Here is an 18,401-nt window from a genome sequence, read left to right as displayed (position 1 = left end):
GGATTGTTTTTATGCGGCCGTAAGGGCCGGGGATTCAGGCGAGCGCCTGGGCCAGCAGGTGGATCGGATGTTCACAGCGGAAGCTGGTGCTCATCTCGATCTGCCATTTGCAGGTCTCGCAGTCGGTGATCACCAGGTCGGGGGAGAGGCGGTTGATTTGATCAAACAGCCCCTCGCCGATGGTCTGGCTGGTCTGGTAGTTCTCCGACTTGAAGCCGTAGGTGCCGGCGATACCACAGCACTGGGACTCCAGCACCGTCACCTTGACTCCGGGAATGGCGCGCAGCAATTCGAGGGTGTAGATGACGCCCCCCATTTTTTCCATGTGGCAGGGGGTGTGGTAGGCGATGTGCAGATTGAGCGGCTTCATCGCCGGTTTGTTGCCCTTGTAGAACTCGTTCCACAGGAAGCGGGTCACCAGCGAGATGCGATCCCGTACCTTGTGGTTGTCCTGCTCCAGCAGGTGGGGGTATTCATCGCGCAGGGTAAAGCCGCAGGTGGAGGAGGTGGCCAGCAGCGGCATCTCGTTACCCAGCAGGGAGTTCTCCATCTGCTTGATATTAAAGGCCGCCTGCTGCTTGGCCTTGTCCATGAAGCCGTTGGCAATGAGCGGTACGCCACAGCACTTCTCCCGCTCCAGCAGCTGGACACCGATGTTCATGGCGTTGAGCACCTGCACCAGCTCCTTGCCAAGCTGCGGGTGGTTGTAGTTGACATAGCAGCCGTGGAAGTAGGCGATCTGGCGCTTATAACTGGCCTGGGTCGCCTTCTGCTTTTTGTACCAGCCGCGGAAAGTGCCCTGGGAGTATTTGGGCAGGTCGCGGTGGGAGGAGACCCCCAGCGCCTTGTCCAGCACCAGCTTCATCGGCTTGAGGCCGGTGGTGAAGTTGACCACCGGGGCCATCAGGGTAGACATGCTGCCCATCAGATCGGTGTGGGAGAGCACGAACTCGCGGATCCCCGGCTTAAAGCCGCTGTACTGGTGTTTGGCCTTGGCGATGATGTCGCCGATGCGCACCCCGCTCGGACAGGCTACTTCGCAGCGCTTGCAGTTGGTGCAGTGCTTGAGGGCGCTGTCAAAGAGCTCCGGGCTCTTGATCCGCAGCCGCTCCCCATCCGGGCCCGCCTGTTTCGGGCCGGGGTAGGCGGGGTTGGCCTTGGCCACCGGGCAGTATGCGGTACAGACGGTGCATTTGATGCACTGATCGAAAGTTTGATTGGCATGATCCAGTAGCATGTCAGTTCTCCTCCCGTAGGGTGTGAAGGCACGGGATATGGGACAAAATCATCATTGGGCGGCGCCCAGAATATGGCCGGCAGCCTGCCAGCCGGTGGCAACGGCAACGCCGGAGCCGGAACCTTCACGAATTGGGTCGTAATGGGCCAAGACACTGCCCGCGCCATAGAGGTTGGTGAGCGGCTTGCCGCCACGCAGCACTCTGAGTTTGTCGTCGGTCTTGACCCCGAAGCCCATGAAGGGGTGATGGTCAAACAGGCGACGACCGGCCCAGGCATCACGCTCCTCCAGACTCAACACATCGGCATCGAAGATGGGTTCGCGAATGCCACGCAGACGGGATTCCAGCCCACGGCTGAAGAAGCTGCCGGAGGCAAGCACGAAGTTGTCCGCCTCGAACAGCTGATCATCGCCATTCTGGGTATGTACGCCGACTACCCGGTCACCTTCGTAACGGGCGCCCAGCACCCGCTCACTGGTGAGGAAGGTGCCACCAAGGGCCATAAAGCGGCGCTTGAGCGCCTCCTGCATTCTCATTCCGATCAGAGACGGCGGCATGGTGGCCACCTCCTTGATGGTGCAGCCGGTGCGCTGCTCCAGCTCCGCCAGACGCGGGCCTACCAGCCCCAGCGAAAGACAGGCGGGCAGCACGATATGGCGGCAGCCGGGTACGCCGCTCTCCTGCACCATGCGGCTGATCTCGTGGGCCAGGTCCGCTACCAGATGGTGTTTGTCACACAGGCGCGCGATGTCGGCTGAGCGAAACTCGTGGGGGTTGCGGCTGAATTCGGCCAGCTGGGGCAGGCGGATTTCGCCGGTCAGAATGCGGCAGTGGGCAAAGCGCGGATGGGTCGCCAGATTGGCGGCCGCCAGTGCCGGATGAAAGTCGCGAAAGCCCTCGAGGGTGGCCAGCAGCAGCACGTCCGGGATCGGCGCATCGGTGACGCAGGCACAGGTATCGGGGGAGAGCCAGGTGCGCTTGAGGGTACCGATGGGAGTCAGGCGCTGGTGATTGGTGTCGTGGCGAATCAGCGGCAATCCCTGCTCGGCGCAGTGGCGCTGCAGATCGGCCAGACTCGCTTCGATACTTTGCATCCCCACCTTGCTGTAGGGGTGATCCGGATGGGCTGCCATAAAGGCAGGCAGGGCTGCGCGGGGATCCCCCTCGCTTTCGAGTAGGTCGACCGAGCCGGAGGAGAAGTGCAGGGCACTCTGGCCGGAGGCCATCAGCAGGGTCTTCTGGCCTGCCTCCACCAGCCGCAGGGCAGCCGAGAGTCCCGCCATGCCACCGCCGATAACGATATTGTCAAACTTCATGACGGCTCTCCTTGTGAGTGGTCTCGCTGGTTGGGTCGCGTGGGGTATCGGCGACCAGCTGTGGCGCCGTCCATTCCCCCAGGCCAAACAGCCCTTCGTAGATCCAGTAGGTGAACTCGGCCTCGCGCAGGGCATCGCCCCACAGCACCGGGCGGGTCCCCTTGTAGCGCTCTTCCAGGAACTGGCGCAGCATGACACAGGCCTGACGACCGTCAGCCTTGCCATACTCCTGCATCAGGCCAGCGGCGCGATAGGCGCACAGCTCGCCTTGGCAGGGGCCCATGCCGAGGCGGGTGCGGCGGCGCAGGTCGATGAGGTTGTCCACATCCAGCTCGCGCAGGGCGTATTCGATTTCACCCGCGGTGACCATTTCGCACTCGCAGATGAGGGCATTGGCCTTGGGATTGTCACGGAAGAAGGCGATGACCCGTTCGCCGTGGCGGTATTGGGCTGAGCCTTCGACCGGCACCGAGAGGCCGGGGGCGGAGACCTTTTCCGGATCCCGCGAGCCGGGCAGGCTCAGTTCGGCGGTCTGGCAGGGTTTGCTGTTGCCGAGTTTCTTGGCCAGCAGATCGGTGGCCCACTCCGCCATCAGGCGGTAGGTCATCAGCTTGCCGCCGGTGATGGTGTTGAAGCCCTTGAGGCCGTCGCGCTCGGCGTGATCGAGCAGCACGATGCCGCGACTGATGTTGCGGCCGGTGTCGTCACCGTCCACCGCTACCAGCGGGCGCACCCCGGCGTAGGCGCGCAGCAGACGGGTGCGCGCCATGATGGGGGCAAGCTTGATCCCCTCGCGCAGCAGCACCTCAACCTCTTCGGGCTCGACGGTGAGCTGGTCAATCTTGTTGTAATCGATGCGACTGGAGGTGGTGCCGATGAGGGAGATGGTATCGCCCGGCACCAGAATGTCCGCATCCGCCGGTTTGCGGGCGCGGTTGAGCACCAGCTGGTTGATGCGGTAATCCATGATGAGCAGGGAGCCCTTGGCCGGGAACATGCGGATGCCGAGATCGGCATATTCGCAAATTTGCTGGCCCCAGATGCCGGCGGCGTTGATCACTTCCTGACACTCCACCTCGAACGCTTCGCCGGTGCGGGTGTTGATGGCCTTGACCCCGTGCACCCGATCTTGTGTGCGCAAGAGTCCCAGTACCTTGCAGTGGGTGAAAATGCGGGCGCCATGCTCTTTGGCGTCCAGCACATTGGCTGCGGCGAGGCGGAACGGGTCGACCGTACCATCCGGTACATGGATGGCGCCGATCATCGCCGGGTTGGCGTTGGGCTCGAGCCGCAAGGCTTCACCGGGATCGAGCTGGCGGGTTTCGATACCGGCCAGGGCGCAGGCATCCATAAAGGTGGTTTGGAAATTGATGTCATCTTCCGGCAGGGTGAGGAAGAGGCCGCCCGTGTCCTCGACACAGTGGCTGGCGATCCGCTTGAGGATGCGGTTTTCCTGGATGCATTCGCGGGCGGACTCCTGATCCGTCACCGCGTAGCGGGCACCGGAGTGGAGCAGGCCGTGGTTGCGGCCGGTGGTGCCGGCGGCGATATCATCGCGCTCGAGCAGGATGCAGTCGATGCCGCGCAGTGCGCAATCGCGCATGATGCCGGCCCCTGTGGCACCGCCGCCTATGATGACGACTTGTGTAGTTATTCTTTTCATTGTTGCCCGTCTCATCTCTTCCAGATGAGGCCAGTGTGGCCTACTTCTGAGTGAAAATGTTTGATATGGGCCAAATTTGCGCTCGCAAACGCTCATTTGCTCGCGCATTAATGAGCATTATGTGACATTTGTCACGCTTGTCATCGCATCGGTTAATGGGCTGGTGGCGAATGGCAGACACAAAAAAGGGGCATCGGATGCCCCTTGTCACTGTTTGACGAGTCTGGTGGGTGTGTTATGGGTCAGCCGCAGCACTTCTTGTGCTTTTTGCCGCTGCCACAGGGACAGGGATCGTTGCGGCCGGTTTTGAGGGGGGCCGGATCCTGCTCTCCCTCGGTGTAGACCCAGCGTCCCTGATAACGCACGAAGCGGGAACGCTCATGGAGGCAGTGACGCTCATCCCCCTCCAGAAACCAGGCTTTGAACTCCACCATCCCGGTTTCATCCTCCGGGCCGCCCTGGCTGGCGATGATCTCGAGACCATCCCAACGGGTGTCGATGCGTGAAAGCTCTTCGGCGGTGAGGCCGCCAAGGTGGGCCGGGTGCCAGCTATGGACCAGATACTCCCCCAGACTGAGCACAAAAGCGCTGTAGCGAGAGCGCATCAGCTGTTCCGGGGTGTCAGCCACAGCGCCACTGTGATGTGAGCCACAGCACAATTCGAGAGAAAGGGTTGAGCCGCAAGGACAAAGATTCATGATTTTCACGTTCTGGCCGATTTGTTTAAGGGAATTGTAACGAAAGCTGGGCTCGCCCTGCCAGCACCTATACTGATGAGTAAGCAAGGAATTCCAATAAAAACAGCTGCAAGGATGTGAAAGATGACGCTAAAGCAGAAAATCCTGTTACTGGGTGCAGTACCCGTGCTGCTGATGGCCCTGGTGGTCAATCTCAGTAACTACATGGTCTCCAAGCGCGATCTGGAGTCTGATCTGGTGGTGGCGAGGGAAAATGCCATCAAAGAGCGTAAAGCGCTGCTCAGCAGTTACATCATGATGGCCAAAACCGCCGTCGATGCCGTGTATTCTCTGCCGGATTCTCCGGAAAATCGTCAAAAGGTCAAAGAGTTGCTCAGACCGCTGCGTTACAGCAGTGATGGCTACTTCTTTGTCTATGACTTCGAGGGCAACACCATACTGTTGCCGGTGCGTACCGAGCTGGAGGGGAAAAACCGCTGGAACGACAAGGATGCCAAGGGCAAGTTGCTGATCCAGGAGATCCTCAAGTCGGCCCGTCAGGGGGATGGATTTACCGAATACTGGACGGCCAAGCCCTCCATCGGTCGCGATGCACCTAAACTGGCCTTTACTCTGGTGCTGGACAAATACCAGTGGGCCATTGGCACCGGTTTTTATATCGATGATATCGACAACGAACTTGCAGCCTTGCGGGCAGAGCGCGAGAGCAACATGCATGCCTCGTTGCAGAGCAGTGTGCTGGTGATCCTGCTGATCCTCGGTATCACCCTGGCGGCGACCGTTATTGTGGGCAACCGGGTCACCAAGCCGCTGGCGGATGCGGTACTGGCATTGAACGATATCGCCAACGGCGACGGGGATCTGACCCAGCGCCTCAAGGTGCAGAGCCAGGATGAGATTGGCCAGCTGGCCAGCGCTTTCAACCGCTTTGTCGAGCGGATCCAGTCGGTGGTAAGTCAGGTGGGCGAGACCAGCAACCACCTCTTTAGCGCGGTCGACAAGTTGCACCATCTGAGCGAGCACTATGACCATCAGATGCAGGGTCACAGTCGCGAGACCGATCAGGTGGTCACAGCGGTGACCGAAATGAGCTCCACCGCGCAGGAGGTGGCGGCCAGTGCCTCCAATGCCGCGACGGCAACCAGCGATGCGGCCCGTGAATCGGACGCCGCCCGGGGTGTGGTGAGCGGGGCCATCAACAGTATCAACCGGCTGGTGGGGGAGGTGCATACTGCCTCCGGCGTTATCGAACAATTGGCGCAAGAGACCGCCAAGATCGGCTCGGTGGTGGAGGTCATTCGCGGCATTGCCGAACAGACCAACCTGCTGGCGCTGAACGCTGCCATCGAGGCGGCCCGTGCCGGTGAGCAGGGACGCGGCTTTGCGGTGGTGGCGGACGAGGTGCGTTCGCTGGCCGGTCGTACCCAACAAAGCACCAAGGAGATCAACGAGATGCTGCAACGTCTGCAGGGCGGGGTGAAGCAGGCGGTGGAGGTGATGCAGGCGAGCGAGGATCGCAGCCAGGAGACGGTGCAGGAGGCGAGCCATATCGCCAGCTCCCTCGACAGCATGGTGATGGCGGTCAGTACCATCAACGACATGAACATCCAGATCGCCACCGCCGCCGAGGAGCAACACGCGGTATCGGAGGAGATCAACAAGAACCTGGTGGCCATTCAGCAGATTGTCAGCGAGCTGACCAGCGCGGCGGTGGAATCCAACAGCACCACCCGCGATCTGGCCAATACCGGTGACAAATTGCGCAAACTGGTCTCGCAATTCCGTTATTGATCTTGCAATGGTCCGTGACGGCAACCACAAGATGCGGCCTGACCCCCGGTTCAGGCCGCACTTTATTTGGGGATTGACCAATAATGTGTGAAAATTGCCAGCCTCTTTTTTTCAGCCTTTGCCCCATACCCTATGAATGAGATCGTGAAAGGTAGTATCGATTTGATCCGGCAGCTCAACTACGGCCTGGTCTATGCCAGCCTGGAAGAGCACAAGGAGCTGTCGCGCACCGATCTCTCCCGCCTGACCGGTCTCTCGCCAGCCAGTATCACCAAGATCACCCGGGAACTGCTCGATGGGGGGCTGGTGGTTACCTGTGGTGAAAGTTCGGTGGGGCGCGGCCGTCGTCAGACCTTGCTGCGCATTAACGAGCGCCGCTTCCAGTTTCTCTCCATGCGTCTTGGCCGTGGTTACGTGGATATGGCGCTGTTTGACTTCTCCGGTCGCTCGCTGGCTCGCCAGCGCCACCTCTTTACCGAGGAGGAGCGCGCCGATCTGCTGGGCAGTCTGGTGCATGCCATCAAGGTGTTTTTGCCGAGAAAGTCCCTCAGTCTGGCCTGTATAGCCCTCTGTCTGCCAGGTCAGGTAGAGCGCCACTCCGGCATGGTCAAGCACTTCCCCTTTTACGATCTGCGCAACTGGCCCCTTGGCCCGACTCTGCAACAGGCGTTCTCGGTACCTGTGCTGGTGAGCGGAGACGTGCGCACCTGGATCCAGGCCGAGCGAGAGTGGGGGGCTGCCAAGAATTGCGCCGATGCGGTGCTGGTGTTTGTCCACAACGACATCGGGGTTGGCATGGTGGTCAATGGCCAGCTCATCGAGAGCGAGAATGCGCTGCTCGGCGATCTCAGCCACCTGCAGCTCGAGCCCTATGGCCAGCGCTGCTACTGCGGCGGTTTTGGCTGCGCCTGCACCCTGGTGACCAATCAGGCGCTGGAGGCGCAATACCGGGATCTGCGCGAGCGGATGCAGGAGCACGACTTGCCCGAGATCGTCACCATCCGCGAGCTGTGCGAGCTGGCGCTGGCAGGCAACGGCCTCTGTCAGGATATTCTCCATCAAGCGGCGGGTCGCCTCTCCAAGGTGCTCTCCAACCTCATCTGCCTGCTCAATCCGGGCAAGCTGCTGCTCGGGGGTGAGATCACCCGTGCCGATCGGCTGCTGTTCCCCATGCTGCACCAGTCGCTGGCCAGCCAGTTGCCCGCCGAATATCTGGTGCGGCTGCAGATTGAATCCACCCACTTCTACGAAGATCCCACCAAGCCCACTTCGGTGCAGGTGCACAAGGCACTGCGCGATGGCAGCCTGTTGCTGGAGCTGCTGCGCAGCTGTCAGGAGTCGTAAGGCAAGAGGAGTTGGCACTGCATCTGGCGAAAGGGGCAGGGATTGCTGTTCCGCCAGCGCGTAACTGGGTACAATCTTGCGCTTTTCCGGCAGCCCCCTGTTATCGTGCCCTGTGGCACCATGACATGTTGGTATGTATTGCTGCCGTTCCTGTTTTGACTCCAGTTGTGAACCTAGATGAAGCCTGTTCCTGATCACGCCGTCAACCGCCTGCGGGCCTGGCGCAAGAGTATATCTACCCGACCGTTTCTTGCCCGTGGCGGCACCCTGGCCCGCTGTCCGGCCTGTCAGCTGCGCGAGGATTGGTGTGCCTGCGAGTGGCGCCCCGAGCTCAAAGCGGAGGCCGGTTTCTGCCTGCTGATGTATGATAGCGAGCCGATGAAGCCCTCCAACACCGGTCGCCTCATCGCCGATGTGTTGCCGGATACCACCTGGGCCTTTCTCTGGTCTCGCACCCAGCCCCATCCCGAGCTGCTGGCCCTGCTGGCCGATCCCGCCTGGCAGCCCTATGTAGTCTTTCCCGCTTGCGAGAAGGCGCCTGCCCGCCTGACCGGTGAGGTGACGCTGGCACCGGGGAAAAAACCGCTCTTTATCCTGCTCGACGGCACCTGGCCTGAGGCGCGCAAGATGTTCAACAAGAGCCCCTATCTGGACGGTTTTCCGGTGCTCGCCATCAAACCCGATACGCTCTCCACCTACGGTATGCGGGTCGCTAACTGCGACGAGCACCTCTGTACCGCCGAAGTGGCGGCCTGCGTGCTGGAAGTGGCGGGAGAGCTCAAGGCGGGGCAGGCACTGCAGCACTGGTTCAACTTGTTCAGCAGCCGCTACATGGCCGGTCGGGTCAGCCGTTTCCCCGGTGCCGATGAGGATCATCTCTGTGAGGCGCTGGCAGCCATCAAGGAAGCGAACGTCGCTTCACCGGCTGGCTAACTGGCCCTCTGAGGGGGCAGGGGCCTGACAGCTCAAATTAATGAAAATCAGGAATCAATTGGCTGCCACTGTTTCGTTAGATTCATGGTCAGTGGCCCGTTAGGATAGCGGACAGCCTGTGCAGCCCCCCGCACAACGTCGTTTTGGTGTTCTCTGGTTGCTCGACCCTTCGGGCAACCCACTCTCGTGAGGTCTATGGATGGAATTGGAACTGGTTACCCTGTTTGCCCTGTTCGGTGTGGCGCTTGTCGCCGGCTTTATCGATGCCATCGCTGGTGGCGGCGGCCTGTTGACGGTGCCTGCTCTGCTGGCCACCGGCATGCCCCCCGCGCTGGTGCTTGGCACCAACAAGCTGCAGAGCAGTTTTGGCTCCTTCTCTGCCACCTGGTTCTATGCCCGCAAGGGGCTGCTGGAGTGGGCCATGATCTGGCCTGCGGTGATCTGCACCTTTATCGGTGCGGCTATCGGCACGCTGGCGGTGCAGACCATAGACGCCGCCATTCTCGAGCGCCTGCTCCCTTTCCTGCTGATGGCCTTTGCCTGCTACTTCTACTTCTCGCCGCGGGTAAGCGATGCCGAGAGCTCCCGCCGTCTGACTCCCATGCTGTTTGCGCTGCTGGTGGGGGGCGGTGTCGGCTTTTATGACGGGTTTTTCGGGCCGGGCACAGGTTCGTTTTTTGCCATCGGTTTCGTGGCGCTGGCGGGTTTTGGCATGGCGCGCGCCACCGCCCATACCAAGCTGCTCAACTTCACCTCGAATATCGCTTCTCTGCTGTTCTTTGCTCTCGGTGGCAAGGTGGTGTGGAGTGTCGGTTTTTGCATGGCGCTGGGGCAGTTTATCGGCGCCCGCTTTGGCTCCAAAATGGTGCTGAAAAAAGGGGTGAAACTGATCAAGCCGCTGCTGGTGACAGTCTCCTTGCTGATGTCTGCCAAGCTGGTGTGGAGCCAGTATCCCGAGCTGTTTGCCTGGATCTGAGCCGCGGCGAGTGTGTGACAATTTGATGTTTACGGGGCCCTTGGGCCCCGTTGTCACATCTGGCGGGTTTACACGGCTAGCGCGGCGTGTCGCTGCAGTGGCGAAAGTGTTGGTGCAAGGCGCTCACCAGCCTGGCGATCCGCTCTCGCTTTAGGCTGTTTGGCCGGTAGACTAGATGAAGGGGGCGGCCCAGTCCGGGCAGTGGGCGCGCCATCTTCCCCTGTTCTCCCACCAGCCCCAGCAGGCCAGCGGGGAGCAGCACAGGGCCAATGCCTGCCTTGGCGAGTTCGATGAGCGCAAGATAGGAGTCGAGCTCCATGGCGGGCTCCAATCCCATATCTGCCAGCGGTTCGCGCAGGTAGCGGTTGGAGGGGTTCTCCAGATCCATGGTGAGGATCTTGCGCCTGCTTTCTGCGCTGGCTGGTGGCAGGCTCTGCTGCGTTTCACCCACCAGATAGAAGGGCTCCTCAAGCAGCAGATCGGCGCCGAGGCCATGGCCGGGTGGTAGCCGACCGGCGCAGATGCCGAGCAGGGCATCACCGCTGCGCACCCGCGCCAGAATGACCGGCGTGTGGTGGGTGGAGAGGGCAAGGTGGGGATCGCGCTCCAGATAGTCGCGCATGAAGTGGGCGAGATAACCGGCCAGCAGGGTTTCGGAGCAGGCGATGGGGAGGGGGCTCTGATCCGCCAGATCCTGACTATCGGCCAGCACCCCCTTCATTTCGGCCAAGCTCGGGGCCACTCGTTCCAGCAGCTCCTGCGCCTGCGGGGTGAGGCGGATCTGGCGCCCCTCCGGCTCGATCAGCTTCTTGCCAAGGCGCAGCTCCAGCTGGGCAATCCGCTTGCTTACCGCCGACTGGCTGATATAGAGGCGACTGGCCACCTTGGCCATGGTCCCTTCACTCGCCAGCAGGCTCAGCGTCTCCAGCCCTTCCAGTAACATCTCGCCCTCTCGTGTCGCCATCATACCTATCGAATGGCGCTACCTTAGGGGCTGACTGGCTCAGGAGCAAGGGTCGTTTGCTGCCTTGGCTGGTGGAATGCGCCACTCGCTTAAGGGCGGCGCGAAGATCACCAGATTGCCGATGAGGCTCACCACCACTCCGGCCACCGAGACAGGCTGCCAGACAAAACCTTCGTAGAAGGTGGAGAGGGTAAGCGCCACCAGCGGAAAGAGCACGGTCGCGTAGGAGGCCTTGCTGGCACCGATGCGCCCCACCAGGGTCAGGTAGGCGGTAAAAGCGATTACCGAGCCAAACAGGGCGAGATAGACCATGGCCGCCAGATAGTGGCCATCGGTCGGCACCACCAGTTGCTGCCCGAGCAATATGACCCAGCCCAGCAACAGCACCACGCCGTAAACCATGCCCCAGGGCACCAGTTGCAGTACGTGGTAGCCGTGGCGTTGGCCTCGTGCCGAGACCAGATTGCCCAGCGAAAAGCAGAGGGTGCCGCCGCAGGCGAGCAGCAGCCCCTTCCAGCCGTTTGCACCCAGTTGCGCATCTGCCAGCACCGGCCAGAACAGTAACAGGGTGCCAAAGAGTCCCAGCAAGGAGCCTTGCAACCAGCGCAGGGTGGGGCGCTTGTTCTCGAACAGCCAGAGGTTGAGGCCGTTGAAGATGCTGGCACTGGCGAAGATCACCGCCGACATGCCGCTCGGGATATAGCGTGTGGCGTGGTAGAAGCAGAGAAAGTTGGTGGAAAAGAGCAGGGCACCGAGCAGCGCCGCATAGCGCTGGCCATGCCACGGCAGGCGCGGAAAGCGGCCGCTGGCGGTGAGCAGGGCAAACAGCGCAACCGCTGCCAGCAGGAAGCGGTAGAGCACCGACACCTCGATGGGGATGGGGCCAAGTTGCCAGGCGATAGCAATCCAGGTGCTGCCCCAGATAAGCACGGTGGCAAGATAGAGCATCAGGTTCATCACAGTTCCGGTGAGTCAGGGAGAGAGATGACCCACTATGGGGCGAGCCCTGATTGCTGGATTGCACCATCTTGCGGTTTTTCATCGTCCTGCGCTGTCATCTGCGGGCGCGGTCGGTAAGATGGATGGCAGGCGGGAGAGCCGCGCAAATAACCGGAACAGGTGGCAGGGGCGAATGAAAACAGCAGGGGTATTTGATGCACTGGTCAGCACCGGTGCCAGGCTGGAGGACGCCTGCTGGCTCGAACCCGGGCTCGGGGTAGCCAGTTGGCGCAACTGCTATGACCAGACCCGCTATCACAAGCCGGGCCACCACACCCTGAGCGTCTATCTGCAAGGGGGCGAGCAGACCGAGCGACTCGATGGGCCGGGTGGCCACGGTGGCACCGGCAAGGTGTGTATCATGCCGGATCACCACAGATCCGAGTGGCTGGTGCGTGAAGAGTTTCGCTTCTTTCATCTCTACTTCACCCCGGCTCACCTCACCCGTATCGCCGAGGAGGTGTGTGACAAGGAGGGGCGTCACCTGCAACTGGTGGACAAGACCTTTATCGACGATCCGCAGGCGGCCGGACTGGTGCAGCGACAGTTGATGCAACTGCAGTGGCAGCACGGGGTCGATCGGCTGGCACTTTCCCACGGCGCCTGGATGTTGATCCTCCACGCCTACCGCCACCACACCGAGGAGGCTCCCGGTCTGCCCGGTCTGCCGCCTCTACGCGGCGGGCTGGCGCCCGTGGTGATCAAACGGGTGCAGGAGTATCTGCAGGCCCATCTGGCCGATTCGGTCACGCTGGCAGAGCTGGCCCAGCAGGCGGGGCTGAGCGAGTATCACTTTGCCCGCATGTTCGGCCAGAGTCTCGGCTGCCCGCCCCATCGTTATCTGCTTGGGCTGCGGCTCAAACGGGCCAAACAGCTGTTGGCTGGCCCCGAGCCGCTGGCCAGCATCGCCAGTCAGTGTGGCTTCTCTTCCCAGGCCCATTTTGGCAATCGTTTTCGCGAGGCGTTTGGTTTGACGCCGGGGCAGTGGCGGGCGCAATTGTCATCTTCTCGTCACAGATAACCCTGAGACTTTGGGCAAAAGAGGTGTACTCTCTACCACTTATCCATTGAAAGGAATGCCCATTGAATTATCGCAAACGTCAAATCCGTACCCGTCATCTCTGGTTCAGCCACTGGAATGCCCCGCAAGATCGCACCGCTGTTGTTACCCCTCCCGAACCTGCAGTGCCTCACAGTTCACGTTGAAAAAGCCCCGCCTGCGATAGGATTTTTCCGGTAACTTTGCCACTATTGCCCCATCACAATGATGTGGACATGGCTGGATGTTTCTGGAACGTATTGAAGTCAAAGGTTTTCGCGGTATAAATCGCCTGTCGCTCGGGCTCGATCAGACAACGGTGCTGATTGGTGAAAATACCTGGGGCAAATCAAGCCTGCTGCGCGCCCTCTGGTGTCTGCTGGGGCAGGATGCCGAGCCCTATCAGTTCACCGCCGAGGATTTTCACCAACCGGAAGATCCCGAATTGGCCCCGGCGCGCCACCTGCAACTGGTGCTCACCTTCAGTGAGCACAGACCCCAGATGTGTCAGCACTCCCGTCGGCTGGCCCGTCTTTGCCCCTCCTGGGTGCTGCACAAGGACAAATTCCACCGCATTCACTATCGCGCCAGCGCCGAGCTGCAGGCGGATGGCTCTGTGCTCACCATTCACGACTTTCTCGACGGGGTAGGCAAGAGCCTGCCCATCGCCAACACCCACGAGCTGGTCTGCATGCTGATCACCATGAACCCGGTGTTCCGGCTGCGGGACGCCCGTACCGCTCGCAACGGGGTGGAAACATTGCAGTGGGGAGATCTCTCCGAGCATCGCCTGAGCGAGCTGGCAGACAAGCTGATCGACGAACCCCAGCGGATCGGCGAACCAGAGCTCAAAGAGGCGTTGCAGGCGGTGCGCCAGCTGATGGATCACTACTTCAACGCCCTGGCCCCTATCAAGAACAAGCCACGCAGTCAGCGCGATATCATCAATCGCCCCATGACCCTGCGCAATCCGGGCAACCTGCATACCCTGCTGCGCCGCGCCGACAACCGCGCGCTGCAACTGGCGATGGCGGGGATGGCGGCGACCCTGCTGCAGGCGCGCGGCAACCGGGAGCTGGAGGAGGGGGCCCGTCCCATCATGATCCTGGAGGACCCGGAGAGCCGGCTGCACCCGACCATGCTGGCGCTGGCGTGGGGGCTGCTGGAACAACTGCCGGGCCAGAAGCTGCTCACCACCAACTCGGGAGATCTGCTCTCTTCCCTGCCGCTCAATCAGGTGCGGCGGCTGGTGCGTCGGCAGCAGGATATCCTCTGTCACCAACTGGGAGGCGAGCGCTACAGCAGCGACGATCTGCGCAAGATCGCCTTCCATGTGCGGATCAACCGCCCCATGTCGCTGTTTGCCCGTTGCTGGCTGCTGGTGGAGGGGGAGACCGAGATCTGGCTGCTCTCCGAGCTGGCCCAGATCTGCGGTTACAGTCTGCGGGCCGAGGGGGTGCGGATCATCGAGTTTGCCCAGTGCGGCCAGTCGCCGCTGATCAAGGTGGCGCGGGATTTTGGCATCGAGTGGCACCTGCTGACCGATGGCGACGAGGCGGGGCTCAAGTATGCCACCTCGGCCCGGGGCCAGCTCAAGGGAGAGCGGGAGCGGGACCGACTGACCCAGCTCCCTGCCGCAGACATTGAGCACTACCTCTATCACAACGGTTTTGAAGCTGTGTTTCGCCGTGAGGCCGGGGTGGGCGGGCGCGCCATGTGGAGTGCCAGTCACATCATCAACAAGGCGATCCATCACCGTAGCAAGCCGGGAATGGCGCTGGCGGTGGTGGAAGAGGCGGAGCGGCTCGGCGCCGAACATATTCCGCCGGTGATCCGCCAGATGTTTGCCCGGGTGGTGGCGCTGGCCCGCGGTCAGGGCTAAAGCCAGCGCTGCATCCCGTCACTATGGATATGGTTGCCAGCAGGGCGCCCCTCAAGGTGGGCTCTGCTGGCAGCAAATTGCCCACGATTGTTTGTCGCGATTGGGGATAGCCGCCGGTTTGGGTATACTCGCCCCTCTCTGGCGCCCCGGTGGCGCACCTCGAATCTTTACTGCTGGAGGCGTCGTGTTCGTCCAACTCCCTTTTTGGCTCTTTCCTCTCACCGGATTGATGGCGCTTGGCGCCCTGATCGCCCTCGGCATCGTGCTGTGGCGCGGTGATATCTGCCCTGGCCAGCGCTCGCGCATCAGTCAGCAGCTCTTCTCCATCTGGGTCATTACTGCCCTCTCTCTGATGCTGGCGGTGGAAGCCAAGGCGGCCAGTTGGCTCATCTGGAGTGGTGGGGCCGCACTGGTGCTCGGGGTTGGCTTGTCGTTGGCCCAGTCACGGCTGGAGGGCAAGCGCTCAGTCCCCTCGACGCTGCTCTGGCTACCGGCGTTGCCGCTCGCTGTCTATGGCTTAGGGCTGTTGCAACTGCAGGGCTGGGTGAGTGGTCTGCTGCAGATGGCGATGTTGGGGGCGGCCTTTGCTCACCTGATGCTGCTGCGGGCCCGTCATCGTCTCAAGGCATTCAACACCCTGTTGCCACTGGCAGGTCTGGTGGGGGCGATGGCCAGCCTTGTCTGGCTGGCAGTGCTGGTGGGCTGGCAAGGGGGCGAGGCCAATCTCGATGCCTTGATCCCGGCGGTGGTGACCCAGGCTGCGCTGCTGGTGGCCTCTCTGCTGCTCTGGTTCAGCCCGCTCTATCTACAGCGTGATACCGCGCCTGTGGTGGTCTCCACTTCGCTTTGTGGCCTGCTGATCGCCCAGATCGCCGCAACCAGCGTGTTGCACCAGCTGATCTGACACTGGCGCTGAAAAGAGAAAGCCCCGAGCCAACACTCGGGGCTTTTGCATATCTGGCTTGCAGGAATCGCAGCAATCCATTAGCAGCAATCAAGCAGCTGCTATCGATCAATAGAAGTCGTCGGCCCCGCAGATAAAGAGGCAACTGCTGCGCGGCTGGGCCAGATATTCGCGGGTCAATCCCTCCAGCGGCATGCCGAAGGTGCAGATATCTTGCGGCGCGGGGAGGGCGGTATCGAGGATCCGCCGCCAGTAGCCGCCGACCCCCTTGGGCGGGCTCGGCAGGTTGAAGGTGAGGGGCTCCCAGTAGGCGTTGAACAGCACATAGAGCGCCAGCTTGGTTTCGCTCGACAGCGCCGACATGGCGATGGCGTGGGAGTGGGGGCTGAAATCCGGTTGCCCGGCGTTGACCCCGTGCCAGCAGATCTCGCTGTGGCGCAGGATCTCGGTGAGCGACAGCGGCATGCTCTCCTGCTCCGGGCGCTGGAACAGGTGTTTGCGGTATTGGATCAGCTCCTTCATAAAGCGGAACATCTCCTGACTGCGGGCATTGGGCAGCCAGTTCATCCAGCAGGTGGCGTTGTCCTGACAGTAGCCGTTGTTGTTACCCCGCTGGGTGCGCAGCAGCTCGTCTCCCATCAGCAGCATGGGGGATCCCACCGAGAGCAGGGTCGCTACCATCATGTTTTTGGCCTGGCGCATCCGCAGGGCGTTGATCTGGGGATCTTCCGTTACCCCTTCATGGCCGTGGTTCCAGCTGAAGTTGTGATCGCAACCGTCACGGTTCTCCTCCCCGTTGGCCTCGTTGTGCTTGCTGTTGTAACTGGCCCAGTCCCACAGGGTAAAACCGTCGTGGCAGGTAACGAAGTTGATGCTCTTCTCGGGATCGGCGTGGTGATAGTGGTAGATGTCGGGACTGCCGCACAGCCGCTCGACAAAGGCGGTGACGCTGTTGTCATCCCCGCGCAGGAAGCGGCGCACATCATCCCGAAACTGGCCGTTCCACTCACGCCAGCGGGCGCCGGCCAGTGACCCCACCTGATAGAGCCCCCCCGCGTCCCAGGCTTCGGCGATCAGCTTGATGTCGGCGATGTTGGGGTCGGTATCTATAGTGCGCAGGGTAGGCGCATTGGCCTGCGGCTGACCCGATTCATCCCGCGACAGAATGGCGGCCAGATCAAACCGAAAGCCATCGACGTGCATCTCCTGACGCCAGAAGTGGAGGCTGTCCATGATCATCCGCAGCACCACCGGATGAGCGCCGTTGAAGGTGTTGCCGCAGCCCGAATAGTTGGTGTCCTTCTGGTTGTTGTCGAGGATGTAGTAGGCCTCGTTGTCGATGCCGCGAAACGAGAAGGTGGGGCCATCATCACCCCCTTCGGCAGTGTGGTTGTAAACCACGTCCAGGATCACCTCGATATTGGCCTTGTGCAGCGCCTTGACCATGTCGCGAAATTCGGTCAATGGATCATCGCCGCGGGCGTATTGGGCGTGGGGGGCGAAAAAGGACATGGGGCTGTAACCCCAGTAGTTGGAGAGTCCTTTGGGCGCATCCTGAGGATCGAACTGGAACACCGGCAGCAGCTCGACGGCGGTGACGCCGAGAGATTGCAGGTAGGGGATCTTCTCAATCAATCCGAGATAGGTGCCACGCAGCGCCGGATCGACTCCGGAGCTCGGGGACTTGGTAAAGCCCCCCAGATGCAGCTCGTAGATCACCGAGCGGGAGAGGGAGTGAGCGGGCAGTTTGTCTCCTTCCCAGTCGTAGTGGCGAGTATCGACCACCTTGTTCTTGGCGCAACAAGCCAGATTGCTGCCCGGACGGGCCGCCGCCCATCGATCGTAATTGGCGCCAAGCTCGATGCTGCGGCCGTAAGGGTCGAGCAACACCTTCTCGGCATCGAAGCGGGTGCCGCCATATGGGCGCCACGGGCCCTGAATGCGATAGGCGTAACGTTGCCCGACCGAGATCCCCTCCACATGGATATGCCAGTAGTAGGCTGTGCGGTTGAGGCGCGGGGAGAGGGGGATTACCTCGGGGGTCGCATCGTCTGCGCTTGCGAAGAGCAGCAGTTCGACCCGGCTGGCGAGGCGTGCCCAGATCGCGAAGTTGACGCCGTTACTGTCGGGTGTGGCCCCCAACTGACGGCAGTGACCGGCGGAGATGCGCATATTCTACCTACCCAAAATGAGGAGTGTTCACCTTATTGAGTGTAGTGCCGGATGCCTGGCAAGGACTCGATTGCCTGAAAAAACAGCATGATGCTGCTAATGACCGCACTATTTGTCCGATTAATCTACGAATAAACTTTTTTTGAGATATTTACTTGCAATCTGTGCGCTGGCGCCTATTATTGGCGACCTCAGACGCGGGGTGGAGCAGCCCGGTAGCTCGTCGGGCTCATAACCCGAAGGTCGTCAGTTCAAATCTGGCCCCCGCAACCATCTGAGATCCTGACCAGTCAAGCCGGTGTAACCGGTTGGTGGAAAAGGAGAAATCGAACTGGCTACTGCTCGGCCACTTCGAGAAAAATTCGGACGCGGGGTGGAGCAGCTCGGTAGCTCGTCGGGCTCATAACCCGAAGGTCGTCGGTTCAAATCCGGCCCCCGCAACCAACTTTTTCGTCAGCCTGCGATTGCGTAAACAATCGAAG

Annotated in this window: 14 protein-coding genes and 2 tRNA genes; 9 read left to right on the top strand and 7 right to left on the bottom strand. The window is 61.3% G+C overall.

Annotation, left to right across the window (positions count from 1 at the left end):
- Positions 1 to 34: 34 nt before the first annotated feature.
- The 4 genes from glpC to AACT07_RS18090 all read right to left on the bottom strand — a co-directional run bounded on the left by glpC (position 35) and on the right by AACT07_RS18090 (position 4,915).
- Entirely contained in the window at positions 35 to 1,237 is a 1,203-nt protein-coding gene (gene glpC, locus AACT07_RS18105) for an anaerobic glycerol-3-phosphate dehydrogenase subunit GlpC (protein WP_069529317.1), read from the bottom strand.
- A gap of 51 nt (positions 1,238 to 1,288) precedes the next feature.
- The gene (glpB, locus tag AACT07_RS18100) at positions 1,289 to 2,554 is read right to left on the bottom strand and encodes a glycerol-3-phosphate dehydrogenase subunit GlpB (protein ID WP_069529316.1); all 1,266 of its coding nucleotides are present in this window, start codon (positions 2,552 to 2,554) and stop codon (positions 1,289 to 1,291) included.
- Positions 2,544 to 4,217, bottom strand: a complete 1,674-nt coding sequence (gene glpA, locus AACT07_RS18095; protein WP_069529314.1) for an anaerobic glycerol-3-phosphate dehydrogenase subunit A — start codon at positions 4,215 to 4,217, stop codon at positions 2,544 to 2,546. The genes glpB and glpA overlap by 11 nt, the downstream gene beginning before the upstream one ends.
- Positions 4,218 to 4,459: 242 nt before the next feature.
- Positions 4,460 to 4,915, bottom strand: coding sequence for a YchJ family protein (locus AACT07_RS18090; RefSeq protein WP_083250005.1), 456 nt, complete (start codon positions 4,913 to 4,915; stop codon positions 4,460 to 4,462).
- A 123-nt stretch (positions 4,916 to 5,038) separates the two neighbouring features.
- Between AACT07_RS18090 and AACT07_RS18085 the strand changes: the two genes are divergently transcribed.
- The 4 genes from AACT07_RS18085 to AACT07_RS18070 all read left to right on the top strand — a co-directional run bounded on the left by AACT07_RS18085 (position 5,039) and on the right by AACT07_RS18070 (position 9,959).
- A complete protein-coding gene (locus tag AACT07_RS18085) occupies positions 5,039 to 6,706 on the top strand; it encodes a methyl-accepting chemotaxis protein (RefSeq protein ID WP_069529311.1) in 1,668 nt (555 codons plus the stop codon).
- A 132-nt stretch (positions 6,707 to 6,838) separates the two neighbouring features.
- Entirely contained in the window at positions 6,839 to 8,050 is a 1,212-nt protein-coding gene (locus tag AACT07_RS18080) for an ROK family protein (protein WP_069529348.1), read from the top strand.
- A 177-nt stretch (positions 8,051 to 8,227) separates the two neighbouring features.
- On the top strand, positions 8,228 to 8,983 hold the full coding sequence (locus AACT07_RS18075) for a tRNA-uridine aminocarboxypropyltransferase (protein WP_069529309.1): 756 nt from the start codon (positions 8,228 to 8,230) through the stop codon (positions 8,981 to 8,983).
- A 199-nt stretch (positions 8,984 to 9,182) separates the two neighbouring features.
- The gene (locus AACT07_RS18070; protein ID WP_005333472.1) at positions 9,183 to 9,959 is read left to right on the top strand and encodes a TSUP family transporter; all 777 of its coding nucleotides are present in this window, start codon (positions 9,183 to 9,185) and stop codon (positions 9,957 to 9,959) included.
- Positions 9,960 to 10,035: 76 nt separating this feature from the next.
- Here AACT07_RS18070 and AACT07_RS18065 read toward each other — a convergent pair whose 3' ends face one another.
- Both AACT07_RS18065 and AACT07_RS18060 read right to left on the bottom strand, forming a co-directional pair.
- Positions 10,036 to 10,902, bottom strand: a complete 867-nt coding sequence (locus tag AACT07_RS18065; protein WP_069529308.1) for a LysR family transcriptional regulator — start codon at positions 10,900 to 10,902, stop codon at positions 10,036 to 10,038.
- 60 nt (positions 10,903 to 10,962) lie between these two features.
- Positions 10,963 to 11,880, bottom strand: a complete 918-nt coding sequence (locus tag AACT07_RS18060; protein ID WP_069529306.1) for a DMT family transporter — start codon at positions 11,878 to 11,880, stop codon at positions 10,963 to 10,965.
- 175 nt (positions 11,881 to 12,055) lie between these two features.
- Here AACT07_RS18060 and AACT07_RS18055 point away from each other — a divergent pair, with 175 nt between their 5' ends.
- The 3 genes from AACT07_RS18055 to AACT07_RS18045 all read left to right on the top strand — a co-directional run bounded on the left by AACT07_RS18055 (position 12,056) and on the right by AACT07_RS18045 (position 15,747).
- A complete protein-coding gene (locus AACT07_RS18055) occupies positions 12,056 to 12,943 on the top strand; it encodes a helix-turn-helix domain-containing protein (RefSeq protein ID WP_069529304.1) in 888 nt (295 codons plus the stop codon).
- Between the two features lie 262 nt (positions 12,944 to 13,205).
- A complete protein-coding gene (locus AACT07_RS18050; RefSeq protein WP_005333463.1) occupies positions 13,206 to 14,843 on the top strand; it encodes an ATP-dependent endonuclease in 1,638 nt (545 codons plus the stop codon).
- Between the two features lie 184 nt (positions 14,844 to 15,027).
- Complete coding sequence (locus AACT07_RS18045) at positions 15,028 to 15,747, top strand: hypothetical protein (protein WP_069529302.1); 720 nt, start codon at positions 15,028 to 15,030, stop codon at positions 15,745 to 15,747.
- A gap of 108 nt (positions 15,748 to 15,855) precedes the next feature.
- On the opposite strand, the gene glgX is transcribed toward AACT07_RS18045, so the two are convergent.
- On the bottom strand, positions 15,856 to 17,919 hold the full coding sequence (glgX, locus tag AACT07_RS18040; protein WP_069529300.1) for a glycogen debranching protein GlgX: 2,064 nt from the start codon (positions 17,917 to 17,919) through the stop codon (positions 15,856 to 15,858).
- A 196-nt stretch (positions 17,920 to 18,115) separates the two neighbouring features.
- On the opposite strand from glgX, the gene AACT07_RS18035 reads away from it, so the two are divergent.
- Positions 18,116 to 18,192 (top strand) — tRNA-Met (locus AACT07_RS18035).
- A 94-nt stretch (positions 18,193 to 18,286) separates the two neighbouring features.
- A tRNA-Met gene (locus AACT07_RS18030) sits at positions 18,287 to 18,363 on the top strand.
- The last annotated feature ends 38 nt before the right edge of the window (positions 18,364 to 18,401 follow it).

The organism is Aeromonas sp. ANP5, from assembly GCF_963870295.1.
Classification (GTDB): domain Bacteria; phylum Pseudomonadota; class Gammaproteobacteria; order Enterobacterales; family Aeromonadaceae; genus Aeromonas; species Aeromonas veronii.
This window is presented reverse-complemented; position numbering and strand designations above follow the sequence as displayed.

Excerpts from the sequence above, each read along its gene's own strand:
- glgX (WP_069529300.1), bottom strand. The coding sequence starts at position 17,919 with ATGCGCATCTCCGCCGGTCACTGCCGTCAGTTGGGGGCCACACCCGAC.
- AACT07_RS18060 (WP_069529306.1), bottom strand. The coding sequence starts at position 11,880 with ATGAACCTGATGCTCTATCTTGCCACCGTGCTTATCTGGGGCAGCACC.
- AACT07_RS18075 (WP_069529309.1), top strand. The coding sequence starts at position 8,228 with ATGAAGCCTGTTCCTGATCACGCCGTCAACCGCCTGCGGGCCTGGCGC.
- glpA (WP_069529314.1), bottom strand. The coding sequence starts at position 4,217 with ATGAAAAGAATAACTACACAAGTCGTCATCATAGGCGGCGGTGCCACA.
- glpC (WP_069529317.1), bottom strand. The coding sequence starts at position 1,237 with ATGCTACTGGATCATGCCAATCAAACTTTCGATCAGTGCATCAAATGC.
- glpB (WP_069529316.1), bottom strand. The coding sequence starts at position 2,554 with ATGAAGTTTGACAATATCGTTATCGGCGGTGGCATGGCGGGACTCTCG.
- AACT07_RS18085 (WP_069529311.1), top strand. The coding sequence starts at position 5,039 with ATGACGCTAAAGCAGAAAATCCTGTTACTGGGTGCAGTACCCGTGCTG.
- AACT07_RS18055 (WP_069529304.1), top strand. The coding sequence starts at position 12,056 with ATGAAAACAGCAGGGGTATTTGATGCACTGGTCAGCACCGGTGCCAGG.
- AACT07_RS18050 (WP_005333463.1), top strand. The coding sequence starts at position 13,206 with ATGTTTCTGGAACGTATTGAAGTCAAAGGTTTTCGCGGTATAAATCGC.
- AACT07_RS18080 (WP_069529348.1), top strand. The coding sequence starts at position 6,839 with ATGAATGAGATCGTGAAAGGTAGTATCGATTTGATCCGGCAGCTCAAC.
- AACT07_RS18090 (WP_083250005.1), bottom strand. The coding sequence starts at position 4,915 with ATGAATCTTTGTCCTTGCGGCTCAACCCTTTCTCTCGAATTGTGCTGT.
- AACT07_RS18070 (WP_005333472.1), top strand. The coding sequence starts at position 9,183 with ATGGAATTGGAACTGGTTACCCTGTTTGCCCTGTTCGGTGTGGCGCTT.
- AACT07_RS18065 (WP_069529308.1), bottom strand. The coding sequence starts at position 10,902 with ATGTTACTGGAAGGGCTGGAGACGCTGAGCCTGCTGGCGAGTGAAGGG.